This window comes from Sediminicola arcticus (genome assembly GCF_040566695.1).
Lineage (GTDB): Bacteria > Bacteroidota > Bacteroidia > Flavobacteriales > Flavobacteriaceae > Sediminicola > Sediminicola arcticus.
The window spans coordinates 17,514-40,174 of record NZ_JBEXAE010000004.1; the positions used below are offsets into that span (position 1 = coordinate 17,514).

At 36.1% G+C, this 22,661-nt stretch carries 21 protein-coding genes; 9 read left to right on the plus strand and 12 right to left on the minus strand.

Annotated features, from left to right (window positions below):
* Nucleotides 1–268: 268 nt before the first annotated feature.
* Entirely contained in the window at nt 269–1,153 is an 885-nt protein-coding gene (locus tag ABXZ36_RS09315; protein ID WP_354615245.1) for a DUF808 domain-containing protein, read from the minus strand.
* A gap of 829 nt (nt 1,154–1,982) precedes the next feature.
* On the opposite strand from ABXZ36_RS09315, the gene ABXZ36_RS09320 reads away from it, so the two are divergent.
* Together ABXZ36_RS09320 and ABXZ36_RS09325 are read left to right on the plus strand one after the other, a co-directional pair.
* Complete coding sequence (locus tag ABXZ36_RS09320; RefSeq protein WP_354615246.1) at nt 1,983–2,195, plus strand: hypothetical protein; 213 nt, start codon at nt 1,983–1,985, stop codon at nt 2,193–2,195.
* A gap of 283 nt (nt 2,196–2,478) precedes the next feature.
* Nucleotides 2,479–3,252: a hypothetical protein gene (locus ABXZ36_RS09325; RefSeq protein ID WP_354615247.1), complete on the plus strand. Its 774-nt coding sequence runs from the start codon at nt 2,479–2,481 to the stop codon at nt 3,250–3,252.
* Between the two features lie 226 nt (nt 3,253–3,478).
* Here ABXZ36_RS09325 and ABXZ36_RS09330 read toward each other — a convergent pair whose 3' ends face one another.
* Entirely contained in the window at nt 3,479–4,609 is a 1,131-nt protein-coding gene (locus tag ABXZ36_RS09330) for an MFS transporter (RefSeq protein WP_354615248.1), read from the minus strand.
* 417 nt (nt 4,610–5,026) lie between these two features.
* Here ABXZ36_RS09330 and ABXZ36_RS09335 point away from each other — a divergent pair, with 417 nt between their 5' ends.
* From ABXZ36_RS09335 to ABXZ36_RS09360, 6 genes are all read left to right on the plus strand, one after another.
* Nucleotides 5,027–5,521, plus strand: coding sequence for a GbsR/MarR family transcriptional regulator (locus ABXZ36_RS09335; protein WP_354615249.1), 495 nt, complete (start codon nt 5,027–5,029; stop codon nt 5,519–5,521).
* A gap of 15 nt (nt 5,522–5,536) precedes the next feature.
* Complete coding sequence (locus ABXZ36_RS09340; protein ID WP_435602326.1) at nt 5,537–6,655, plus strand: efflux RND transporter periplasmic adaptor subunit; 1,119 nt, start codon at nt 5,537–5,539, stop codon at nt 6,653–6,655.
* Between the two features lie 21 nt (nt 6,656–6,676).
* Nucleotides 6,677–9,826 (plus strand): efflux RND transporter permease subunit, encoded by a 3,150-nt coding sequence (locus ABXZ36_RS09345; protein WP_354615251.1) that lies wholly within the window; start codon nt 6,677–6,679, stop codon nt 9,824–9,826.
* A 4-nt stretch (nt 9,827–9,830) separates the two neighbouring features.
* Nucleotides 9,831–11,234 carry an efflux transporter outer membrane subunit gene (locus ABXZ36_RS09350; protein WP_354615252.1) on the plus strand — a complete coding sequence of 468 codons (1,404 nt, stop codon included), beginning with the start codon at nt 9,831–9,833 and terminating at the stop codon, nt 11,232–11,234.
* A 202-nt stretch (nt 11,235–11,436) separates the two neighbouring features.
* A complete protein-coding gene (locus tag ABXZ36_RS09355) occupies nt 11,437–12,360 on the plus strand; it encodes a carboxylesterase family protein (protein ID WP_354615253.1) in 924 nt (307 codons plus the stop codon).
* Between the two features lie 25 nt (nt 12,361–12,385).
* On the plus strand, nt 12,386–12,646 hold the full coding sequence (locus ABXZ36_RS09360) for a hypothetical protein (protein ID WP_354615254.1): 261 nt from the start codon (nt 12,386–12,388) through the stop codon (nt 12,644–12,646).
* A gap of 176 nt (nt 12,647–12,822) precedes the next feature.
* Here the strand turns inward: ABXZ36_RS09360 and ABXZ36_RS09365 are convergent, their stop codons facing one another.
* The 6 genes from ABXZ36_RS09365 to ABXZ36_RS09390 form a co-directional block, all read right to left on the minus strand.
* Nucleotides 12,823–13,689 carry a sugar phosphate isomerase/epimerase family protein gene (locus tag ABXZ36_RS09365; RefSeq protein ID WP_354615584.1) on the minus strand — a complete coding sequence of 289 codons (867 nt, stop codon included), beginning with the start codon at nt 13,687–13,689 and terminating at the stop codon, nt 12,823–12,825.
* 321 nt (nt 13,690–14,010) lie between these two features.
* The gene (locus ABXZ36_RS09370) at nt 14,011–14,211 is read right to left on the minus strand and encodes a hypothetical protein (protein WP_354615255.1); all 201 of its coding nucleotides are present in this window, start codon (nt 14,209–14,211) and stop codon (nt 14,011–14,013) included.
* Between the two features lie 568 nt (nt 14,212–14,779).
* Nucleotides 14,780–15,223 (minus strand): hypothetical protein, encoded by a 444-nt coding sequence (locus tag ABXZ36_RS09375; RefSeq protein ID WP_354615256.1) that lies wholly within the window; start codon nt 15,221–15,223, stop codon nt 14,780–14,782.
* Between the two features lie 250 nt (nt 15,224–15,473).
* Nucleotides 15,474–16,313 carry a universal stress protein gene (locus ABXZ36_RS09380; protein WP_354615257.1) on the minus strand — a complete coding sequence of 280 codons (840 nt, stop codon included), beginning with the start codon at nt 16,311–16,313 and terminating at the stop codon, nt 15,474–15,476.
* Nucleotides 16,314–16,422: 109 nt separating this feature from the next.
* Nucleotides 16,423–17,262 carry a universal stress protein gene (locus tag ABXZ36_RS09385; RefSeq protein ID WP_354615258.1) on the minus strand — a complete coding sequence of 280 codons (840 nt, stop codon included), beginning with the start codon at nt 17,260–17,262 and terminating at the stop codon, nt 16,423–16,425.
* A gap of 108 nt (nt 17,263–17,370) precedes the next feature.
* Nucleotides 17,371–18,342, minus strand: a complete 972-nt coding sequence (locus ABXZ36_RS09390; RefSeq protein ID WP_354615259.1) for an ROK family protein — start codon at nt 18,340–18,342, stop codon at nt 17,371–17,373.
* 142 nt (nt 18,343–18,484) lie between these two features.
* Between ABXZ36_RS09390 and ABXZ36_RS09395 the strand changes: the two genes are divergently transcribed.
* Nucleotides 18,485–18,754: a hypothetical protein gene (locus ABXZ36_RS09395; RefSeq protein WP_354615260.1), complete on the plus strand. Its 270-nt coding sequence runs from the start codon at nt 18,485–18,487 to the stop codon at nt 18,752–18,754.
* Nucleotides 18,755–18,775: 21 nt separating this feature from the next.
* Here the strand turns inward: ABXZ36_RS09395 and ABXZ36_RS09400 are convergent, their stop codons facing one another.
* The 4 genes from ABXZ36_RS09400 to ABXZ36_RS09415 all read right to left on the minus strand — a co-directional run bounded on the left by ABXZ36_RS09400 (nt 18,776) and on the right by ABXZ36_RS09415 (nt 22,263).
* The gene (locus ABXZ36_RS09400) at nt 18,776–19,627 is read right to left on the minus strand and encodes a universal stress protein (protein ID WP_354615261.1); all 852 of its coding nucleotides are present in this window, start codon (nt 19,625–19,627) and stop codon (nt 18,776–18,778) included.
* A 64-nt stretch (nt 19,628–19,691) separates the two neighbouring features.
* Nucleotides 19,692–20,540, minus strand: a complete 849-nt coding sequence (locus ABXZ36_RS09405) for a universal stress protein (protein ID WP_354615262.1) — start codon at nt 20,538–20,540, stop codon at nt 19,692–19,694.
* 7 nt (nt 20,541–20,547) lie between these two features.
* Nucleotides 20,548–21,402: a universal stress protein gene (locus tag ABXZ36_RS09410; protein WP_354615263.1), complete on the minus strand. Its 855-nt coding sequence runs from the start codon at nt 21,400–21,402 to the stop codon at nt 20,548–20,550.
* Between the two features lie 15 nt (nt 21,403–21,417).
* Entirely contained in the window at nt 21,418–22,263 is an 846-nt protein-coding gene (locus ABXZ36_RS09415; RefSeq protein ID WP_354615264.1) for a universal stress protein, read from the minus strand.
* Nucleotides 22,264–22,661: the final 398 nt, after the last annotated feature.

Sequence of the window (22,661 nt, forward strand, 5' to 3'; positions counted from 1 at the left end):
GAAATACCATATTAATGACGGATACTGTTACTTTTTTGTGCCTTTACAAACTATTTAAAAATCAATATATGCCAAAAATTAAACACCAAGAAATATAACCTAAATAAGAAAATTATTATTCTTTTTATTATACCTTATGTTTTAATAATTACCTCATGAATTAAAACCGTAACCTATTCCCTTATTAAAACTAAAAACCCAACCCAAAAAATCACATGATTTTTTGGGTTGGGTTTTTAATATAAACGATTTATTTAAGGGTTTTGGACTACTCCGCATCTGGCTTAATAGCCTTCCAAATTTTCTTAATTACTAGAACTCCCAACAAACAAATACCACCTATAAGCAACCCAGCTATAAATTCGCCTAGAATAGCAGGTAGCGCATGAAGCCAATCGTGGAGAAATTCAAGATTGTGCACAAATATGCCGCCTGCTACCAAGATCAGTGCAACCGTTCCAATCACAGATAAGCTTTTTATGACCACTGGCAAGGCGGCTACCAAAAATTTCCCAATGGTATAGGACAGACTGCTCTCCTCTCCATTGAATTTAATGAGTTTTAAACCTAAATCGTCCATTCTAACAATCATAGCAACAATGCCATAAACTCCTACCGTCGCAACCAATGCTATAATGGAAACCACAAAAACCTGGGTCCAAATAGGTTCTTTTACTACCGTTCCCAAAGCAATAATCACTATTTCAATGGAGAGAATAAAATCAGTTACAACGGCCGACTTAATTTTTCCCTTTTCCAATGACAAGATTTCCTCCTTACTTAAGTTAGTTTTCACTTTTTCGGATTTTGGAAATTGGTGGGGCACAAAAAATTCATAGATTTTCTCTGCCCCTTCATACGCCAAATAGAAACCTCCTAGCAATAATGCAATCGTAATCGCCAGTGGAACAAAGGCACTGAGCAAAAAGGCCAAGGGTAGAATAATTAATTTATTAAGCAAAGACCCTTTACTAATTGCCCACAACACAGGAATTTCACGAGAGGATAAAAAACCAGAGGCTTTTTCAGCATTTACCGCTAAATCATCTCCTAAAATACCAGCTGTTTTCTTACCGGCTATTTTACTCATAGCCCCAACGTCGTCCATTAGACTAGCAATATCATCCAATAATGCGAAAAATCCTGATGCCATATATGTTTACCTGATTATAGGTTTATATAAAATTATCTTTCTTCTTTTTAATAGGCCCTTTTATCATGGTGTATAGTCCCTATGAAAAATACTCCTAATCTCTTTACCCCTTAATTCCAAAGACAAGTTTAGCGAAAATTACGCTTTAGAACTAACGCTTAAGCATTAAATCTTAACCTTATTATTAATCCCCATAAAATCTTTTAAATTTATTTAATACGTTAGAATAAGATTCGGAAAAGCACATGTAACATTGCTTAATTGATGATATTTGACATTCAATAAATGACAAACAAAAGTAAAATATCGTTTCTTAAGGCGCTTGGTCAAATTTATTTTGCCACTTTTTTTATTTATTCTCCTATTGCTCCTTTTTATTAGAAGTCCATGGGGATAAAATTTTATAGCCGGAAAAGCCACCAATTACATTTCTTATAAGACCAACACCAAAGTTAAAATAAACCAACTTTTTATAACCTTTTTTGGGGATGCTTATTTGGAGGGTAAAAAAGAAAAGATTAACAGCTAATATTATAAGAGATTCAGATTTGAAGAAATTTAATTGCGAATTTCTTTTAGAGGCTTTGTTATCAAAAAATACAGTTCCCCTACAGCCAATAGCTGAACCATTTAAGGTAACCCTAAGTACATTTGATCTATCAGATTTTACAATAACACTACAATGATGCTTATTTAGGTATGCCTGCTACCTTTAGTATGGGGAAATTAGTAGTGAATGTCAATAAGGTGGATCTAGAAACCATGTACTACGAGAGTGACAAACTGAAATTATCGAACACAAAAATTCGCTATAAACAGAGCAAACCTTTTGTTTCTAATAATACAGAGAACAACTACCTTTTTTGTGGTCAATAATTTAAAAATAAATAATGTTTATATAGATAACAATTCTATTCCTGTTGGTATTGTGGCGGATGTACTGTTGGGTGAATTGAAACTGGAGCTTCCAAAAGCGGACCTCACGAAAAATGAAGTAGAAATGGAATTGTTTTCCCTAAAAGACGATGACATATTCCTATAATTCCAGAAAGATATGCTGTCATCATTGGATGCTACAGAACCCACATCCCAAAAAGAAGCCTCTTTATGGCCTAAACGGGATTTAGTCATGATACATAAGACCTATTATTTCAACTAAATTGACATATACTTATCAAAAAAAATCTTGCATGATTCTCCCAAATCGTCTGATATTAATCTACTTCAAAATAATAAACATTAAATAAATCTGTTTTTGAAGTAGGGTATTCTCCTAGTTAGTTGTTTTCTATAAAAAGAACAAATTTAAATTAACCTAAAATTTTATGAAAAATCTTGCAAGTGCACTAAAAAATGGACTATGGGCCATTCTAGCCCTCTTAACCGCTGTTAGCTGTTCCAAAGAGGACTCCTCATCAGGAAAAGGTCAATTGAGTATCACCGCTAAAAGTATGGTTTCATCAACATCAAGCAAGGCATCCCTAACTGGAAAATCATTAAACTCCGATGTCACAATTACTGATTTTCGAATGAATTTAAGTGAATTTGAGTTGGAAATGGATGATGATAACGAAGAAGACGATACCGAAGATAGCGATAATGAGCAATGGAACGATGACGGGTACTTCGACTTTGAAGACGAAATAGAATTAGAAGGGCCTTTTGAATTAGATCTTCTGGCTGGTCAGGTTTCTTTTATATCAGTAGAAATCCCCAATGGAATTTATGAAGAATTGGAGTTCAAATTTGATGAAAGCACCGATCCTAATAGTGATCTTTTCGGGAAATCTGTTCTAATACAAGGGACTGTAAACGGCACCCCATTTATCTTCTGGCATAATTTTGAAGATGAAGTAGAAGTTGATTTTGAAGATTCCCAATTGGATATTGTTATTCAAAATAACACAAATGAACTTATTCTAAATTTTGATTTGTCCTTGGTTTTCGATGTAACTTCGGGAGTTGATCTTTCAAAAGCTGCAGACGGTAATGGTGACGGTATTATTGAAATAAGCCCAATAGATCAGGATGGCAACAATGCTATAGCACAATCTATTAAAAATAACATTAAGGCTGCAATAGACCTTTTAGACGATTAATAAACTTATCAAAATACTTTAATAATAAGTTTTAAAAAGCATTCTGTTTATGTTGAACAGAATGCTTTTTTGTGCTATTTTAAGATCAACTCTTAGCATCTTTAAGATCTAGCCTAAAGCTAAGTTGGACATTATTTTGACCTTAGATGACGGCACCCAATTCCTATTTTTAAAATAATACAAGGCAGAAAAAGATAATGCACGGTAAATGGTTACCAAACTGACATCACCTTTTTACCCTAATTCTAAACGCCAAATGCACCGCCAATAGCGCCACAGACAAGAAGATACCCAATACCGCCACTCCTGTCCATTTAAATTGCTCCCAAGCAATGGCACCTAAGGTTGTTCCAATTGCTCCGCCTATAAAGAACCCGACCATATATATGGTATTAACACGATTTCGTGCTTCTGGATTATTGGAAAAGATGATATTTTGGTTAGTGATGTGTAGTGCCTGAAGGCCCATATCAATAAGGATAACTCCAATGACCAAACCTAATATGGAGTTTGCCGAAACTAAAAATATAACCCAGGAAAGAATGAGCAAAAGAGACCCAAACAAAATAATTTTATAGCTACTAATTTTATTATTCATTTTACCGACCACCACGGCAGCAAGGGCACCTACAATCCCAAGAAGGCCAAAAGCACCAGTAACTCCACTTCCGTAACCAAAAGAATCTTCCATCAAAAATACTAAGGTGGTCCAGAATGCACTTAATCCTGCAAATGCCAAGGCGCCTCGAAGGGCTGCCAATCTTAAGGTAGATTCTGACTTTAAATAGAACCACAACGATTTCATTAGGCTACCATAGCTTCCATCAAAAGACGGATTAAGGTTGGGTAGTTTAAATTTGAGTAAGCCAAAAAGCGCCACCATCATGGCAGCTGCAGCATAATACATCACTCGCCACCCAAATTGCTCACCTACAAACCCACTGATGACACGACTTCCCAGAATTCCTACCAACAAGCCACTCATTACTATTCCAATAGCACGACCTTGCCCCTCCTTGTCACTGAGTTGAGCCGCCATGGGCACAAATAATTGAGGAATAGCCGAAGTAAACCCAATAAAAAAACTACTGATGATCAATAACACTAGTGAATTGGATATAGCGGCCGCCAGTAAGGATATGATCATCACCAAAAAGTCAAATTGAAGAATCTTCTTGTTGGAAACCATGTCTCCCAATGGAATAACAAATAAAAGTCCAAAAGCGTAACCCAATTGAGTCGTTAGTGCAACGTTACTCACCGCAGATTCAGATACCCCGAAATCTTTAGCTATTTCGCCTAGTAAAGGTTGGTTGTAGTACAAATTAGCTACTACCAGTCCGGCCGAGACGCTCATTAAATACAATACAAAATTTGGAAGTTTTTGACTCATGAAGCAATAGCGCCCAAAAATGGGATTTAATTAGATAAAAAAGAAATCGGCATCGATTGCAACTTAATTTAGAAACAGTACGACCTTTTTAATCTTCAAAATTAGATACAAAACTAGGGAACAGCTACTAATTGTTGAAATTTTAACTAAGCAAAGCGAAGTGCTTAAATATCTGGAACAAGTTTACTTTTAAGTATCAGTAGCAATACCAAAGCGCATATACCCCAATTATCAATGGAATTTTAGGGGCAAGTATTGCTTAGCACTCCTACATCCACATATCTCCATCTATCTTATGAAAAACTTTGGCAATTTTTTAAGATTACTTTGTTCGGAAAGTTCCGAACTAAATCATACATTTGTAACTACAACAATCATGCTATGGGGATTTGTTCGGAAGAGAAAAGGACTTTGATAGAGGAAGTGGGGCTTCATTTAGAAAGCAGTCATAAGCTTACACCCCTAGCCTCACGCATATATGCCATTATGATACTTTCGTCGGAAGAAGGGTTTTCGTTTGAAGAAATCATGTCCATTACTCAAGCTAGTAAAAGTTCTGTCTCTACCAATATTTCCTTATTAGTACAACTGAATTATGTTGAATTTTACACTAAATCTGGGGATCGTAAACGCTATTTTAGAGGTACTAATAATTACCTAAAACTTACCTTACAAGAGTATTTACTAGCTATTGAGAAAGAATTAAAATTGGTAAAAAAGATTAACCAGTTCAATAAAGAACACACTCCAACAAAATTTGTGGAAAACGAGTCTATGGGTGTTTTCTTTCAAGATTACCTTACCACCCAAAAAAAGAATATAAAAAAAACACTTGAAAAATTAAAGGCCTTCCAGAATCAGGACAAAGGGCTTTAATTAGCGCCAAAAACTATGAATAAAATGAAATATATTCCCGTAATCCTTGCTTCGGTTTTTTTAATAATTTCCTGTGGAAATAACGAAAAAGCAACTACGCCAGAAGGTCCAAAACCTTTTCAAGTGTTGGCAATACCAACCAAAACCATAACGTCTTATGAAACCTACCCAACTAGTATTGAAGGTATCGTAAATAGTGAGGTACGAGCTAAAATAGCAGGGTATATTACAGATGTTTTAGTGGATGAAGGTGTACAAGTAAAAAAAGGACAACTACTTTTTAAACTAGAAACCAAATCGCTCAACCAAGATGCAGCCGCAGCCAAGGCCAATGTAAATGCTGCTCAAGTAGAAGTGGATAAATTGCAGCCTTTAGTAGAAAAAAATATAATAAGCAATGTACAATTGGAAACGGCTAAGGCCAAATTACAACAGGCAAAAAGCAGTTACAACAGTATCAATGCTAATATCAATTACGCAAATATTAAAAGTCCGGTAGATGGATATGTTGGTGCTATTCGCCTCAGGAAAGGTGCATTGGTGAGTCCTACAAATGAAGAACCAATGACAACGGTTTCAGAAATAAGTAAGGTTTACGCCTATTTCTCTATGAACGAAAAAGAGTATTTGAACTTTATACAAAATGCTGAAGGAAAGGATATTTCTGAAAAAATTAAAAATCTACCCAAGGTTCAATTGTTCTTAGCCAATGGAAGCGAATACAAAGAAGAAGGGACCATAGAAACCATTAACTCACAGATAAATGTAAATACTGGGTCCATTTCCTTTCGTGCCGTTTTCAATAATCCTTCCCGATTACTTACCAATGGCAATAGCGGTACAATTAAAATTCCAAAAATCTATACAGATGCCATCGTTGTGCCAAAAGAATCTACTTACGAGCAGCAAGGAAGTACCTACGTGTATAAGGTTGGTAAAGATAGCATGGCTATTTCTTCCTTAATTACTATTGCGACCGAAGTGGACAATTTATATGTGGTTTCCAATGGCGTTCTGAAAGGGGATTTTATAGTAGCAAAGGGTGTGGCTAAACTGAGGGGCACTACAAAAATAAAACCTATGGAAGTTCCATTTGACAGTATTTCCAAGCCCATCAAACAAGTATTTAGATAACCTTTTGAAGGAATATAGATTATGTTAAAAATATTTATAGATCGTCCGGTCCTATCTACCGTAATATCCATTATTATTGTCATATTGGGTGTTTTGGGACTTTCACAATTACCAATTACGCAATATCCAGATATTGCCCCTCCTACGGTAACCGTAAGTGCTAGCTATCCAGGCGCCAATGCTGAAACCATTCTTGAAAGCGTTATCATTCCCATAGAAGAACAAATCAATGGAGTGGAAGGAATGACGTATTTAACGTCTACAGCCACTAATACTGGGACCGCTACTATTACTGTGTTTTTTGATCAGGAAGTAGATCCAGATATTGCAGCTGTTAACGTGCAAAACCGTGTGGCAAGGGCCAATCCATTATTGCCCCAAGCTGTTTTACAAACAGGGGTAACTACTCAAAAGCAACAAACGAGTGCGTTAATGTATATGTCCTTTTACAGCAGTAATCCTGACTATAATGAGACGTTTATTCAAAATTATCTAAAGATTAATGTTATTCCCGAACTTCAAAGGGTTAATGGTGTTGGAGATGTTAGTGTTTTTGGTGGCAAAGACTACGCAATGCGTATCTGGCTAAAGCCCGAGAAATTAGCTGCCTATAAATTAATTCCTTCAGACGTTACCGCTGCCTTACGGGAACAGAGTTTAGAAGCCGCTGCAGGTGCTTTAGGGGAAAATAGTGGAGAAGCCTTTAGTTATGTCATTAAATACGGCGGGAGGTTTAAAACTGAGGCCCAATACAGTGATGTCATTATTAAAGCGATTGGAAATGGAGAGTATTTACGATTAAAGGATATAGCCGATATTGAATTGGGTGCCCAATCCTATGCTGGGGGTTCCATTACAGCTGGGAATCCTGCTGTAAACTTGGGGATTTTTCAAACCAAAGGGTCTAATGCCCGAGATATTATTTTAGAAATTGAAGCTAGATTAGAGGTGGTTAAAAAAGATCTGCCAAAAGGAATAGAGATCTTTGTTCCCTACAACACGAATAACTTTTTAAATTCCTCCATTGAAAAAGTAGTAGTGACCTTGGTTGAGGCCTTTCTATTAGTTTTTGTGGTTGTATTTATCTTCCTTCAGGACTTTAGATCTACCTTGATACCCGCAATTGCGGTTCCTGTTTCCATTATCGGTACGTTTTTCTTTCTCAATTTATTCGGGTACTCCATTAACCTCCTGACCCTTTTTGCCTTGATATTGGCCATTGGTATTGTTGTGGATGATGCCATTGTAGTTGTAGAAGCGGTACACGCCAAAATTGATGAAGGAGAATCCGATCCAAAAAAAGCTACCGTAGAGGCAATGCACGAAATCTCAGGTGCCATCATATCTATAACGTTGGTCATGGCGGCCGTTTTTATTCCCGTTACCTTTGTTAAAGGTCCTACAGGGGTTTTCTATGAACAGTTCGGAATTACACTAATTGTTGCAATTATTATTTCTGCTGTTAATGCATTGACCTTGAGTCCGGCCTTATGTGCCTTATTTCTTAAAGGACATGATGAAAAGGTAAACGGCAAAAAGAAAAGCTATGCCCAAAAATTCTTTGACGGTTTCAATCGTGGCTTTAGTGCTACAGTAAAGAAATATGGGAAATCTGTACACTTTTTGTATCGCCACAAATGGATAACCGGGGGTATCCTTGCACTTGCTGTTTTAGGTATTTGGTGGTCCTCTACAGTGGTAAAAACTGGGTTTGTACCTGATGAAGACAGAGGAATCATATTTCTCAACGTAGAACTACCTGCAGGATCGTCCATTGACCGTACACATCAAGTAAATGCTGAATTGTATAAAAAATTAAGGCAAATTCCAGGCGTCAAAGAAGGTTCTGTTGTAGAAGGAAGAAGCTTTTTAGGGGGTGCTGGTAGCAACTTTGGTCTTGGATTTATTCGCCTAGATGATTGGAATGAGCGCGAAGAAGATTCCTTGTCCATAGAAAGTATCACTGCTAAAATGTTTGGTGTAGCGGCCCAAATACCAGAAGCTAATATTATCTTTTTTGCGCCACCTAGTATTCCTGGTTTTAGCAGCTCTGCCGGAGTAGAAGTAAACTTATTAGATAAAACAGGGGGTAGTTTTACTGATTTAGACAAGGCTAATCAAGACTTTATTGCAAAACTATCGGCACGTCCGGAGATACTCTATGCACAATCGTCCTTCAACACGGCCTACCCTCAATATGAATTGGTATTGAATGCCCCTTTGGCAAAAGAATTAGGCGTCCCTATTAGCAGTATTTTTTCAACCCTTCAAGGTTATATTGGTGGTATTTTCGCCGCCGATTTCTCTCGATTTGGAAAACAATACCGCGTTTATGTGCAATCCCTGCCAGAAGATAGGGCAGACAAAAATGATTTGGATAATTTATATGTAAGAACTGGTAGTGGAGATATGACACCTATAACGGAATTCGTAACCCTTAAAAGAGTATACGGACCACAATCAGTAACTAGGTTCAACCTTTTTAATTCCGCAAATATTACGGCTGCCACAAATCCTGGCTTTAGTTCTGGGGATGCTATTAAAGCGGTGGAGGAGGTCGCTGCCACGTTACCAAGTAACTATACCACCGCCTATTCTGGTCTAACGCGTGAAGAGGTCAATGCAGGCAACCAGACGACCACTATTTTTCTCTTATCCTTGGTTTTCGTGTACTTCTTGTTAGCGGCACAATATGAAAGTTATCTAATACCATTCTCAGTATTGTTGTCCCTACCATTGGGTATTTTTGGAGCTTATATCACTACTCAATTAGCCGGTTTGCAAAACAATATCTATTTCCAGATTGCCCTTATTATGCTTCTTGGACTCTTGGCAAAAAATGCTATTCTTATTGTGGAATTCGCATTACAACGAAGACGTAATGGAGCTTCAATTTTAGAAGCAGCCGTTGAAGGTGCTGAAGCCAGACTAAGACCTATATTAATGACCTCTTTCGCCTTTATCTTTGGTTTAATGCCTCTTGTTTTGGCAAACGGTGTTGGTGCAGCAGGAAACAGATCTATAGGAACTGGGGCCGTAGGTGGGTTATTGATAGGAACAATTACGGGGGTATTCGTTATTCCAATTCTCTTTATTCTATTTCAATGGCTCCAAGAAAAAATAACAGGGGAACCACAAACAAAAAATAGTGCAAATTCTGAAGAAGCATAACTATATGAAATCATCACGAATAATAAAATATCTATTCATAGTCTCTGTGCCCTTGCTACTAGCGTCGTGCTTTGCAGCAAAGGACTATGTGCGTCCTCAAGAAGAGGTTGTTACAGCAGATTATTACCGTACCGATCAATTGTCAAAAGATAGTGTCTCCATAGCAGCAATTTCTTGGAAGGAATTATTCACAGATCCCGTTTTGCAAACATATATTGAAGAAGGGCTTGCCAACAACATAGACATTCGTATTGCCATCCAGCAAATATTAATTTCTGAAGCGTATGTTAAGCAAGGAAAATTAGGCTACTACCCTACCCTTGATGCAACAGCCCAATACATCCATTCCGAACTTTCTAGTAATAGCCAATTTGGAGGGCAGTTTGATAAATTAGATCAATACCAGCTTAGTGGTGGTCTATCCTGGGAAGCTGACATTTGGGGTAAGATACGTAGCAATCAAAGAGCATTTCAAGCCTCGTATTTACAGACTATTGCAGCCCACAAAGCTGTAAAAAGTAGATTAGTGGCCAATATTGCATCTACCTACTATCAGTTGTTGGCTCTGGATGAACAAATACAAATCACCGAAGAAACCATTACAACTAGGGAAAATGGGTTGAAAACCACCCAAGCCTTAAAAGAAGCAGGAAATGTAACCGAAGTAGGTGTTAAACAAACCGAAGCACAGCTATATAATGCCCAAGGCCTTTTAATCGATTTAAAAAATAACGTGCGACTCCTAGAGAATTCCATGTCTATATTGTTAGGAAGCGATTCCAGAACCATCCTCCGGGGTTCACTAGAAAATCAAAGAATAACCACTACGTTGACCACTGGAGTGCCTTCACAATTATTAGCAAACAGGCCTGATGTGATGTCTGCAGAATACCGATTGATCAATGCTTTTGAATTAACCAACGTAGCCCGAAGTAATTTTTATCCTTCTTTAACCCTGTCCGCCAATGGGGGTCTTCAGAGTTTGGACTTTGATAAATTATTAAGTTCAACCTCTTTGTTTGCAACAGTAATTGGTGGTTTAACCCAACCTATTTTCAATGGACGCAAAATAAGAACAGCATACGAAGTTTCCCAAGCAAAGCAGGAGCAAGCAAAATTATCTTTTAAATTTTCGTTGCTCAATGCAGGGAAGGAAGTTTCGGATGCCCTGTATTCCTTTAATGCGGCAACGGAAAAGATTACGATAAAAGAAAAAGAATTTAACGCCTATGATTTAGCAACCAGCTATTCTGAGGAATTATTAGACAATGGACTTGCTAACTATCTTGAAGTTTTGAGGGCTAGGGAAAATGCTCTCAACTCTAGTTTGGACTTGGTTAATTCTAAGAATAATCAATTACAGGCGGTCGTGGATTTGTATGAGGCTCTAGGTGGAGGGTGGCAGTAGTGGTACTATCCATAAAAAAGTAGTACTTTACTAGGACTCGTTTCTAAATTGAGTAATGAATTATGAATTATTCTTAAAAAGGAGAGTCTTACAAATTCGGGGGATTTCATAATAGACTAGCTTAGAAGCTTTTTAGTGAGTAAATACAGGCTGAGTGCTATACGTAGCCAATTTGTAGAATATTTAATAAACACTTAGCACAATGCCTTTTTTAAGAACTCTTACATCTCTATTCTTCCTTTTCATTATTTCAAATGTACAAATCCATGCTCAGACAAGATACATAGATGATCTCTTTTCCAACATAAGAAAAAGAACATATTTTTATGCAGACACCTTAAAATTAGATTTTTACGATTCCAAATTAGATACAGCCAGTATAAAGCCTCTAATAGTTCTGGTACATGGAGGTGGTTTTGTTGCTGGACAGCGAAATGGAGGCGAGGAGACTACATTCGGCGAAACCTTTGCAAAAAAAGGTTTCGCCGTAGCTTCTATAAGTTATCGACTTTCAAGGAAAGGAAAAGGTTTTGACTGTAATTGTCCAGCAGCAACTAAGGTCAAGACCTATGTGGAAGCTGTAGATGATCTTAACAAAGCTATTTACTATTTAACAACCTACGCTACAAAATTTAATATAGATCCAGACAATATAATTTTAGTAGGAAGCAGTGCAGGGGCAGAAACAATATTAAATAAGTTTATCTTAAAAGACAATTTTAACTTTAAACCTGTAGCCATCCAACAAGGAAAAATAATTGGCGCCATTAGTTTTTCAGGTGCTACTTTGGACGCTGATTATTTAACTTCAGAAAATGCCGTTCCCATGCTATTTATCCACGGAAGAATGGATAACAAGGTTCCATATGCCTCGGCTTCCCACCATTTGTGTAATTCAAACACCCCCGGTTACCTCATATTGGACGGGCCTTCCGAAATAGTTAAAAAACTAAGGTCATTGAATACCTCTTACGAGTTGTATTCTGATCCAGAAGGTGGTCACGAATGGGCCGATTTTGGGTTTCAGCAAACTGATCTTGTTAAAAATTTCATTTACAACAACATATTAAAAAAGATCAAGGTACAAAGGGAGGAGATTATTTCTAAACTTATTCTGAAAAAGTAATTTAATATCTTTAAAGGAAAACCATATGAAAAAAATTATCATTACCATTGTTTTGAGTTTCCTTTTTGGCTTTGCCTTTTCACAAGAAGGGGACAAAAAGCTCACCCATATCGTAACTGCCACTTTCGATAGTAAAAAGGAAGTGGATTATCTGTTTTATGATCGCTTGGACCAGAGTAAACTATTGTTTGCGGCAATTGAACCTAGGATATTGGAAAAATTTAATCTCAATGACGATTCTTTGATTAGATTGACATTTATAATTACTTATGGCTCAATTCCCTAAATAGGTCACAATTGGGAACAAATGAACTCTTTATTTTAAATATGGAAGAGGTAGAATGACTCGAAAAATATCCTAAATCTATAACCGAAAATGAAAAACCCACAACTTCTGTTGTGGGTTTTCTTTTTCATTACAATGAATATATTTCTCCTTTGGGAGTATGGATTTTTACTTTTCTAATTAAACCCAATATTCTTAATTCCTTCATGGCTTATTTTTATAGCCTCTAACGGTTTCATACCGTCAAAGGTCATGTCTTGCTCTACCATGTAATATTTCATTCCAGATTGTTCTTTCTTAGCCAAAATCCTAGCAAAATCAATGGTACCCTTACCTACTGGAGCAAACCTACCTTGATCATCCATATCCTTAACGTGCCACATAATAAAACGACCAGGATATTTTTCAAAATAGGCCAAAGGGTCTGCACCCGCTTTGGTTACCCAAAAAAGATCCATTTGGAAATTCACATACTTGGGATTCGTATTTTCCAAAAGATAATCAATGGTCACTATACCATCTTTATCCTCAATAAATTCAAAATCATGGTTATGATACAACAATTTCAACCCGGCCTTTTCACATTTTTCGCCTAGTGTGTTAAGAATAGCACCTAAATTTTTGGCTCCTCCTGTCATCCCCATGGTTCTTGTTTCTTGGTCAACAGTAAAAAGTCCCATTGGCGGCACCGGTATCACTAAATATTCAAATCCTGCAGCTTTTACATCGGCAATCATGCTGTCAGCATTTTCTAGGGTTACAGAACCTTGATGGGTGCTAATTGGGGTCAATCCAAGCTCATTAAGCATCGCCTTAAAATCTTCTGGAGACATGTTATAAAACTTACCATCGGCATAACCAGCCGACTCAATATTCTTATATCCTGCATTAGCAACTGCCTGAAGTGTAGCTTTGGCATCCATGCCCATATGATCCCTTACAGTATACAGTGCTAATCCCCCAAATTTTTCTTGGGCATTGCCTATAGTTGCTCCCGAGACAAATAGAACTACACATAAAATTCTAATTCCTATATTTTTCATCATATTCTTTTAGTTACTTATAAAATTAAAAAAAATCTACATTATTTTTTGGACTAAAATATATTGGTCTACATATAACATTTGTACGCAAGTTAAACTTTATAGCCTTAAACACTCTAAAAAAAATTCTAAAAATGTGTTCAGAATCGTCTAACCTAAATTACACTGGTGAACGTTTGTTTAGATACGTTTTCACATATTCTATTTAGGTGGAGTTCATCTCAAATAAGTGGATCCTCAGATAGGAATGATGGATAATATCCCTACTTTAAAGAGTCTGGGATCTAAACATATTTCTGTTTAGGTCATATTTTAAAATAACTACAGGTGTTCACGATCAGTGGGAAACATTCCTTCTTCCAGTAATCCCTCCATATAACTCCCCAATAAAGCGGAATATTTGTGCAATTCACTGTACATCTGCTTATCATCTTGCAATTTTGCCTTCTTAATAGATTTTTCAAAAAGATCTCTGAACTCTGCCAAGGTCCTAACCGTGGTGTATACATCTTCTATAGTCATATTTTCTTGGTTTTGAGTCAATCTATTTAATAGGTAATCTATTTACCTATTAAATAGATTACCTATTAAACATTATAGTAAATCTTATCCGATAAAATACTATACTAATTGGCCATATCGTTTTGCAAAACGACTATCTGCTACCATGAATTTTAAACAAGATAAACATGCGTCAATACACAGCATACAACAATAAGGACAGTCGTTCATACTTTATTTCCATGCCAGTATCCTAAGACAATTTTGACAATCAATCAGGGATTGTTGATAGGCTTTTATTCAATCTTCATAGCTGGCCTTCATTATACTGAAATTTAATCGTTTCTGTCCCTTTTATCCTACCCGTTTCTTTCCTCCGGTATGCATTTACTCTTCTTCAGATAGTTCTATTGAATCTTCAAGGTGTTAATTTTTATACTGTTAGCTGTCTTCTATCGGAAAAAATAGTAACACATATGGTTCTTGTTCATAAGCTTTACCTTATTCAAAAATTCAAAAAAAAATGGGCAACCTTTTAGGTTGCCCATTTTAGTAAATCGGTTCAAGATTCCGATTTACTAAAATCAGACTAATTCAACAATCTTTTTTGTTTGTCCAATTTCATAACCTTAGAAACCAATTTGAACAATCTTTCTTTTAAGGCCCTATATTGGTTGCCGTACATATTAACCGCTGACAATAAATCAAAATGGGTTTCCTTGTAAGCCTTTTCCATTTTTAACTGATCCACTTCGTCTATCATAACATCTAACTGGTTATTATGCAACTGTACTTTTTTCATTAAGGGGACCACTTCCTTTTCGGCCCTAAGAAGTTCATCTACCAATTCCTTGCTCCTCTCAAAAACTGCTTTATCCGTTAATTGAATAGTATGGGATTTAATTAAATTATTTAGGAAAAGTTGCTCATCTTTTATGAATATTAATTCGGAAAACCATTGATTAGACATGTCATGCATTTCTTCTGGACTTAACCATTTAACATAGCTTTTTTCATGTTCTTTAATCTTCATAACTTATTTCTTTTAAATTATATCCCTTCAAAGGAACCATCTTCCTTAAAAGCAGAGAATTAAATTAATAAATCTCCTAAAATCATAACATGATTAATATCAGTTGAGTACCATTTTTAAATCCATTCAAAACTACATCCGTCAAAAAACACAACGTTAAAATGATACGTTTTTACGATCCATCTTAAATTGGGTATTTATGAGTAACCTTGAAACCTAATAAGAGCGTTATATAGCAAATACAAATAACTTAATTATGAGGAAGCACAAAAAAAGGTATGTTTACATGAAAACTAATTTTTTTTATGATGGGTTCTATAAACAAGCGTTCTAAAAAAGTATGTTTATTTCGAACCATGGTCAGTAAATTTATATTCTGATCTGATTGAAACGTATTAATAGCGGTGATGATTTCTTGATCGGTTACATCATGGAAGCGATGTGGAAGATCCCCTAGTAGTTCTCCTAATTTAGATTTGTTTTCCAATTGATCAATTGTCAATTCATTTCCAGAGGACACATATAATACCTCTATTTTAGCGCTATTGGCCCTAGCAATATCAATAAGTTGTTTTAGCTGTGTTTTACTATAGTCCACCTCATAATCTGTAGGGAAAAGAATTTCTTTTGGAGCTACATAGGAATATTTAGGCGGTACTACTAAAACTGGGCACTTGGCATTTTTAATTACGTGTACCGTGTTGGTCCCCAACAAAATTTCCTTGGCACCAGTAGCGCCTTGGGTTCCCATCACTACAACGTCAATCTTTTCATTTTCCACGGTTTCCTCAACCTCATAAACTAAGGTGTTGAATGCGGAATGAATTATAAATGAATGCTTGGGGTTGTTAAATTCTTCTTCAATACACCGCTTGACTTGATTTAATTTTTTTTCAGAATTCTCCTGATAGATGTCCCCTAGACCAATCTGACCTGGACTAAATAGCAAATATTCCGATTGATAAACCGCTGGTGTATATGTATTCATCAAAAAAAAGGTAGTCTCCTCATTTTTATATAACTTCATCGCGTAACTAATAGCATTATATGCATTTGCCGAAAAATCAGTTGGAATAAGTATTTTTTTCATTTTAAATTTATTTTATTATTTGAAAATACCAGTTTTATGCTCTTAAAACCATGATATCCATCAGTTATTAAAAAGAGGATCTAATCCTTGCCCACGGTGAAGGTTATAACTATTCATGTAGCACAAGAAATGGAATATTGATGTGATAGCTAATTTGCTCCACTAAAGGTCGGAACAAGATTCTTTGAATAAAATTCTGATTTTTAGCTACCATTACTATCATGTCCATTTGTTCACTTTCTACAAGGGTCTGTATAACTTCTTCTAGCTTGGTACCAATAATCCTTCGAGAAATTTGATTTGAATTTGAAAAATAATCCTCAAGAAAATCCTTATTCCTTTCTTGTTCCTTTGTAAGTGCCTCATCTTCTTTTGAGGCCATGTAAACTATTGATAAACTTGAATTGTGAAGGGTCATTATCGCCTTTAAATGGTCCAGTACCTCAATATCAATTCCTGTATGATAATCTGTAGGAAATAAAATATTGTTTAATGCATTAAATTTTGCATTTTCTGGAACGGCCAATAGAGTACATTTTATTTTTGTGATCACATGGCCGGTATTACTTCCAATAGTGACTTTTTTTAAACCAGATGCGCCTTTGGTCCCCATTACAATAAGGTCTACTCCAGATTCTTCTAGCTGTAATTTAATAGCATCGACGAAAAAATCATATACCGCCACGCTTTCAAAATGATGATTTTTATTAGTAAAAGTTTTTTCGATTTTAAATTTCCAAGATTTCAACTTTTCCTTACTTTCCTTGAGCACATTTTCTTTTAAAAGGTGATGAGGCACAATGACAGAGTTCTCGGCACCAGTATACACAATAGGGTTTATATGGAATAAAAGAAAATGACATTTCTCTTTAGCGAATAGGGCTAAGGCAAAGGTTAATGCATTCCAGGCATTCTCAGAAAAATCGGTGGGTATCAAAATCTTCTTCATGGTTATTTTATGTTAATTGTCGCCTTAAAAGTAGACTCAAAAATACCCGTGAAAAATGATTATTATCATCTTCAGAAGACTGGTCAAGGCCCTTTGGTGTTGTACCCATTACATCCTTCCTTGCCAAAAAAGGGCTGCAGAGCCAAGAATGGCATTAGAACTATCTGTTGGGGAAAGGTATATCTTAACCTTCCCCTTGTAGGCGGCAAATAGATTTTTCTCCATATTTCTTACCACTGGCTCCAATAAAATATCACCTGCCTTACTCAATCCGCCCTTTAAGATAAATGCCTCTGGATCTAAATGCGCCACAGTATCGGCTATTTTGCTTCCAAGGATTTTTCCTGTAATTTCAAAGGCCTTTAGAGCTATTACATCGCCCATAAGCGCCTGCTCAGAAATAATCTCTCCGGTCATTGAATCATAACTAATACCTCTAAGAAAAGAATCCTCCTTTAACTCTGCCAATAATTCAAATACGGTTCTTTTGATTCCTGTGACAGAAGCATAGGTTTCCAAGCACCCTTTCAGTCCGCAATTGCAACTCCTACCTTCAGGGTCTACGCTTACATGGCCAAGTTCTCCTGCCATGCCATTGGCACCGGTTACCAGTTTGCCATCTACCACTATTCCACTTCCAAGTCCGGTTCCAAGAGTCAATACAACAAAATGCTTCATCTCTTTTGCCATACCATATGTCTGTTCCCCTACAGCAGCTGCATTAGCATCGTTCGCAATGACCACCGGTAGTTTGAACAATGAAGAAATAGTTTCTGAAATTGGAACGAAATCACCCCATTTAAAATTTGGTGGATGTTCCATCTTTCCAGTAATCCAGTTTGCATTAGGTGCGCCAATGCCAATTGCAACTATTTTAATCTTATTTTTCAATTCGGCACAGAGTAAGGCTACCTCATCTTCCAAGTTTAATACAAACCCTTGAAAGGAATGTTTGGATCCAGTACTAAAAACACGCTTGCCCCTTATGGTGCCATTCTTCTCCACTAATCCAATTTTGGTATAGGTGCCACCAATATCTATTGCAAGTACTATTTCTATTTTTTTTGATGACGGTCCCATTTTTCTATGTACTCCGCGACAGATTAATTTATCTGATTACAGCACTAAACTTAAATGATCATAAAATTACTTGACATGACTTAAATCATTTTATTCTAATTTAGAATGGAATAATTTTGAAATTAACCCAAAAACAAGTGCCATGAAAGCAATTGCAAAATTAGCTCATTTAAAAAGTGATGAGGATAAAAGAATCATAACCAGAAACCTAAGTAGGGTTCTTAATGTGAGGATATTGGATATTGATTTAGAAAATCAAGTGATCTTCTTCCTTTACCCAAACCCATTGACTTTTCAAAAGGTAAAACAGGAATTATGGAGAATAGGATTCCCCATTAAATCATGTAGATATCCTACTGCTCAAAATCCTTATGTACATCATCACACAAGTGACAATTATGAACTTGCGTAACTCGTTGCTATGTACCTCACATCATTCAAGTTTTGGGTAAATAAACAAGGGTATCTCCGTATCAAAAGCAATTCTTTTTATAATCGGTTCTCGTGTTAATTTTTCAAAAAAACCATGCTTTCTATTCATCATGGCAATCATGCCTATAGCCTTGTTTTTTGCAACGTAGTCGTTAATGGCATCGGCAACTGAAATGTCGGCATATCCTTGGGTTATCCTATGCGAAAAATCCGATAGTCGATTTTTCAAAATTTGTCTGGCCTCTATCTGCTGCTCGTCTAAGGCATCTGTAAGTCCAAAATATACAACCACTAATTTAGAGTTCCATAATTTTAAAAGGGTGATTAAAGGCTCCAATTCTAGTTTATTATAGTCGTGCCTAAAGTCAGTAGCAAACAAAATCTCACCCGGTATGTCAAAGCTATACTCATCTGGTACCGCGACCAAGGGACAAAATGTAATATTTTTAATTACACTTACCGTATTACTTCCCAGAAAAATTGATTTAACCCCAGAAGCTCCTTTAGTTCCCATAAAAATATAGTCAATATCTTTATTAACGACGTCCTTACCAATAGCATTCAACAAAGTATCTGATTGGATAATGGTACTAAAAGTATGCAGGGAGTTTTTCTTTTTGGCTTCCAATGTTTCCTTTAAGGCATCCATATTGTGCTTAGCTTCCTCCTTGGTTATTGTGTAAAGTCTAGTCTTCCTTCCTTTATTGAAAGAACTACTATAACCAGATGGGCCTATTTGAATCGTATGGAAAATATAAAAGGTACATTCCTCTTTTTCAAATAAATAAATGGCATAGTTAATGGCATTTAAAGCGTTGTTTGAAAAATCGGTAGGCAATAAGATCTTTTTCATTGGATTGTATTGGATTGTATTTATCTTCTTTTTTTCCTCTGGCCCTTTAGTTGGCAATGCCCTCCTACGACAATTCTGGAAGCACCAATAATGGAACAGTAGTATGGAACCCTATTTTTTTTACAACTAGTTCCTGGGTCAATTGTTCTAAAAAAGTATGTTGGTAATGAATCAACACTACCATGTCCGCTTTTATTTCCATAGAGAATTCCACAATGGTTTCCGCAATGGTCGTTTGGGTATTCCTTTCACAGAATATTATTTTCAGTTGTTTTAGTCGCTCTTTCAAAATTTCACGATTGGAATTTTGTTTCTCTTTCAATTCTACCTCCTCGGCAACATGAAAAACATGTATGGTGGTGTCCCATGCAATTCCCAATTCCTCTAATGGCAATAACTCGAATCTATAATAAAACCTATTAAAATCAGTAGGGAAAACTACTTTCTCCAATTTCTGGAAGTTAAATTCTTCAGGAACCGCCACAATGGAACAGTTCCTAATAGCTTTAATGACGTTCACGGTATTGCTGCCCATAAACACTTCCTTAGCTCCCGTAGCTCCCTTGGTCCCCATAACAATCATATGTCTGGTTTTCTCAAAAAGCAGTTCTTTAATTGCACCCTGAAGATGATCGGATGCGGTTATGGTGTTAAAGGTGTGTTTAGGATTATTATGGTTTTTGTCCAAATAATCCAATATAGCAGAAAGTCCTTTTTCAGATTCCAGGGCTAAGTTTTCATATAATTTACCTGCTTTTTGGGAATCTCGGGCGCCTTTTATCTGGGAGGCACTTACTTCGTAGACATGTAATATCTCAAATGTGCATTCCACATCCCAATAGAGCTTCAGGGCAAAGAAAATAGCATTCCATGCGTTGTCTGAAAAGTCGGTGGGAATAAGAATATTTTTCATGTTGTTATTATTTAATGGAATTGCCTGTATCTCTTAGTACTAAAAATGGCACCTTAATATGAAAACCGATGGCATCTACATTTTGGCGTGTGAGTAAACGCTCCCAAAAATGGTGTTTTCTGTTTTGCATGGCTAAAAAGTCCAATTGGCTGCTTTCAAGGTATTCCTGTATGGCATCGGCCACATGGGTGCTTTTTACTTGATCGAAGGTATGCAGGAGGTCACCTATATAATCTGTTAGAACTTTTCTGTTCTCTTCCTGATTGTCCCAAAGCCCCATTTCCTCCATTACATGTAAAACAATAATTTTGGCTTTATGGATTTTTGCTACAAAAGTTAATGGGGCTATTTCCTCTTCCTTGTATTGGGTCCAATAATCTGTGGCAAAAACCATTTTTTTAATCTCTTTAAACGTATAACCCGCTGGAACCGCCAATACAGGAATTTTTACCTTCCGCAATACATGAATGGTATTGGTGCCGATAAACAAATCTTTTTTATCCGTAGCTCCCTGCGTACCCATTATTATCAAATCTATACGCTTACTATCTACTACCTCAAGGATCTCATCCGTTAAAATATTAAAGGCTGATAAGGTCTCAAAGGTATGATTGCCATTGGGTTGTGGTTTCTTAATATCCCTAAGCGTTTTTTCCAAACCTTTTAAAGAAGCCTCTACACTTGTATCCGGTATGGCACTGAAGGAGGGTCCGCCCAACATATAATCAACTCTATAGAAGGAGGGAGTATAGGCATGTAAAATGTAAAACGTGCACACCTCGTTTTTAAAGAAAGACAACGCATAGCAAATAGCGTTCATGGCATTTTTAGAAAAGTCGGTAGGTAATAAAATACGTTTCATAGGGTCTCTTTTGTATTATCTGACCAAATTCTGCATAACCAAAAATGGTACTTTTATAGCCAATCCCAATTGATCTATCGTAGATTTGCTAAGCATACTTTCTAAAAAAGAATGACGGGAATTAACCATTACCAATAACTGTATATCATTAATTTCTATATACTTCTGAATGGTTTCTAACCTTTCTTCACTATCTATAATTTCAAAGATGAGCGTTAAATCTTGTAAAGCTGCTTCTAAAAATATTTTATTATCCTCCTGTCTCTTAGCTAATTTTTTAAATTTGGATAGGTATAAAAAATGAATCTCCGATCTGTAGGAACAAGCGAGCTCACATAAAAGTTTAAGTTCTCTTTTTTTGTAAGGGACCATGTAATCTGTTGGAAAAAGTATTTTTTTTGGTTTTACGTATTCAAAGTTCTCGGGAATTGCCAATACCGGACATTGAACATATTTCAATACCTGTAAGGTGTGGGATCCGAAGGTAAGTTTCTGGTCGTTGGTCTTGCCTTTGGTACCCATAATGACAATATCGATGTTCTTTTCTTCTACAAAATCATTAGTAGAATCTACAAGGGATCCGAAAACAGAAAGGGTCTTGTATTGATGCCTTGGATTCGGTGAAATTTCGTTAATATTACCTAGTAAATTATGTAAAGAATCGTCTACCCCCTTCTCAATTTTTGCTTTAAAGTTACCAAAATCGGAAGTAGACATAGCAACAGTGTCACTGTAAACCTCATCGGCATACGCGTGCATTAAATATATTTCGCAACGTTGGTACTTGAAAAATTTCACTGCATAACTTACGGCATTCATAGCATTGGCGGAAAAATCGGTAGGTATCAATATTGTATTCATATTATCTTTTTAAACCTTTCCTTTAAAAGTAGCATGACAACCTAATGGAAACAATGATAAATATCAGTTGCATTTCTGGTGCTAAAGATTTAGAACAGGGTGGTGATAGAACTTATAATTCCTTGAAGTAAGAGAATGCATAAAGAACTCTTTAGGAGCAATGGTTTATTTTAAAACAACCATTGAATATAAATTCTAAAAATTAAATCTCACCTACTTTTATTTTAAAACTGATCTACATCATTTATCCACCGAATAATTTCACATATTTTAGTTTTGAAATCAATACTAAACAACTTAAAGTATCCAGCCATAATTACTCTAATATGATCAACAAATGAAATTCCCCCTATAAATTGGTCCCTTTTTAACAATTATTGGAACCCAATAGTGTTACG

Bases quoted from the DNA above. Each gene is read 5' to 3' on its own strand.
- ABXZ36_RS09315 (WP_354615245.1), bottom strand. From the start codon at position 1,153: ATGGCATCAGGATTTTTCGCATTATTGGATGATATTGCTAGTCTAATG.
- ABXZ36_RS09325 (WP_354615247.1), top strand. From the start codon at position 2,479: ATGAAAAATCTTGCAAGTGCACTAAAAAATGGACTATGGGCCATTCTA.
- ABXZ36_RS09330 (WP_354615248.1), bottom strand. From the start codon at position 4,609: ATGAGCGTCTCGGCCGGACTGGTAGTAGCTAATTTGTACTACAACCAA.
- ABXZ36_RS09335 (WP_354615249.1), top strand. From the start codon at position 5,027: ATGGGGATTTGTTCGGAAGAGAAAAGGACTTTGATAGAGGAAGTGGGG.
- ABXZ36_RS09340 (WP_435602326.1), top strand. From the start codon at position 5,537: ATGAATAAAATGAAATATATTCCCGTAATCCTTGCTTCGGTTTTTTTA.
- ABXZ36_RS09345 (WP_354615251.1), top strand. From the start codon at position 6,677: ATGTTAAAAATATTTATAGATCGTCCGGTCCTATCTACCGTAATATCC.
- ABXZ36_RS09350 (WP_354615252.1), top strand. From the start codon at position 9,831: ATGAAATCATCACGAATAATAAAATATCTATTCATAGTCTCTGTGCCC.
- ABXZ36_RS09355 (WP_354615253.1), top strand. From the start codon at position 11,437: ATGCCTTTTTTAAGAACTCTTACATCTCTATTCTTCCTTTTCATTATT.
- ABXZ36_RS09360 (WP_354615254.1), top strand. From the start codon at position 12,386: ATGAAAAAAATTATCATTACCATTGTTTTGAGTTTCCTTTTTGGCTTT.
- ABXZ36_RS09365 (WP_354615584.1), bottom strand. From the start codon at position 13,689: ATGAAAAATATAGGAATTAGAATTTTATGTGTAGTTCTATTTGTCTCG.
- ABXZ36_RS09370 (WP_354615255.1), bottom strand. From the start codon at position 14,211: ATGACTATAGAAGATGTATACACCACGGTTAGGACCTTGGCAGAGTTC.
- ABXZ36_RS09375 (WP_354615256.1), bottom strand. From the start codon at position 15,223: ATGAAGATTAAAGAACATGAAAAAAGCTATGTTAAATGGTTAAGTCCA.
- ABXZ36_RS09380 (WP_354615257.1), bottom strand. From the start codon at position 16,313: ATGAAAAAAATACTTATTCCAACTGATTTTTCGGCAAATGCATATAAT.
- ABXZ36_RS09385 (WP_354615258.1), bottom strand. From the start codon at position 17,262: ATGAAGAAGATTTTGATACCCACCGATTTTTCTGAGAATGCCTGGAAT.
- ABXZ36_RS09390 (WP_354615259.1), bottom strand. From the start codon at position 18,342: ATGGGACCGTCATCAAAAAAAATAGAAATAGTACTTGCAATAGATATT.
- ABXZ36_RS09395 (WP_354615260.1), top strand. From the start codon at position 18,485: ATGAAAGCAATTGCAAAATTAGCTCATTTAAAAAGTGATGAGGATAAA.
- ABXZ36_RS09400 (WP_354615261.1), bottom strand. From the start codon at position 19,627: ATGAAAAAGATCTTATTGCCTACCGATTTTTCAAACAACGCTTTAAAT.
- ABXZ36_RS09405 (WP_354615262.1), bottom strand. From the start codon at position 20,540: ATGAAAAATATTCTTATTCCCACCGACTTTTCAGACAACGCATGGAAT.
- ABXZ36_RS09410 (WP_354615263.1), bottom strand. From the start codon at position 21,402: ATGAAACGTATTTTATTACCTACCGACTTTTCTAAAAATGCCATGAAC.
- ABXZ36_RS09415 (WP_354615264.1), bottom strand. From the start codon at position 22,263: ATGAATACAATATTGATACCTACCGATTTTTCCGCCAATGCTATGAAT.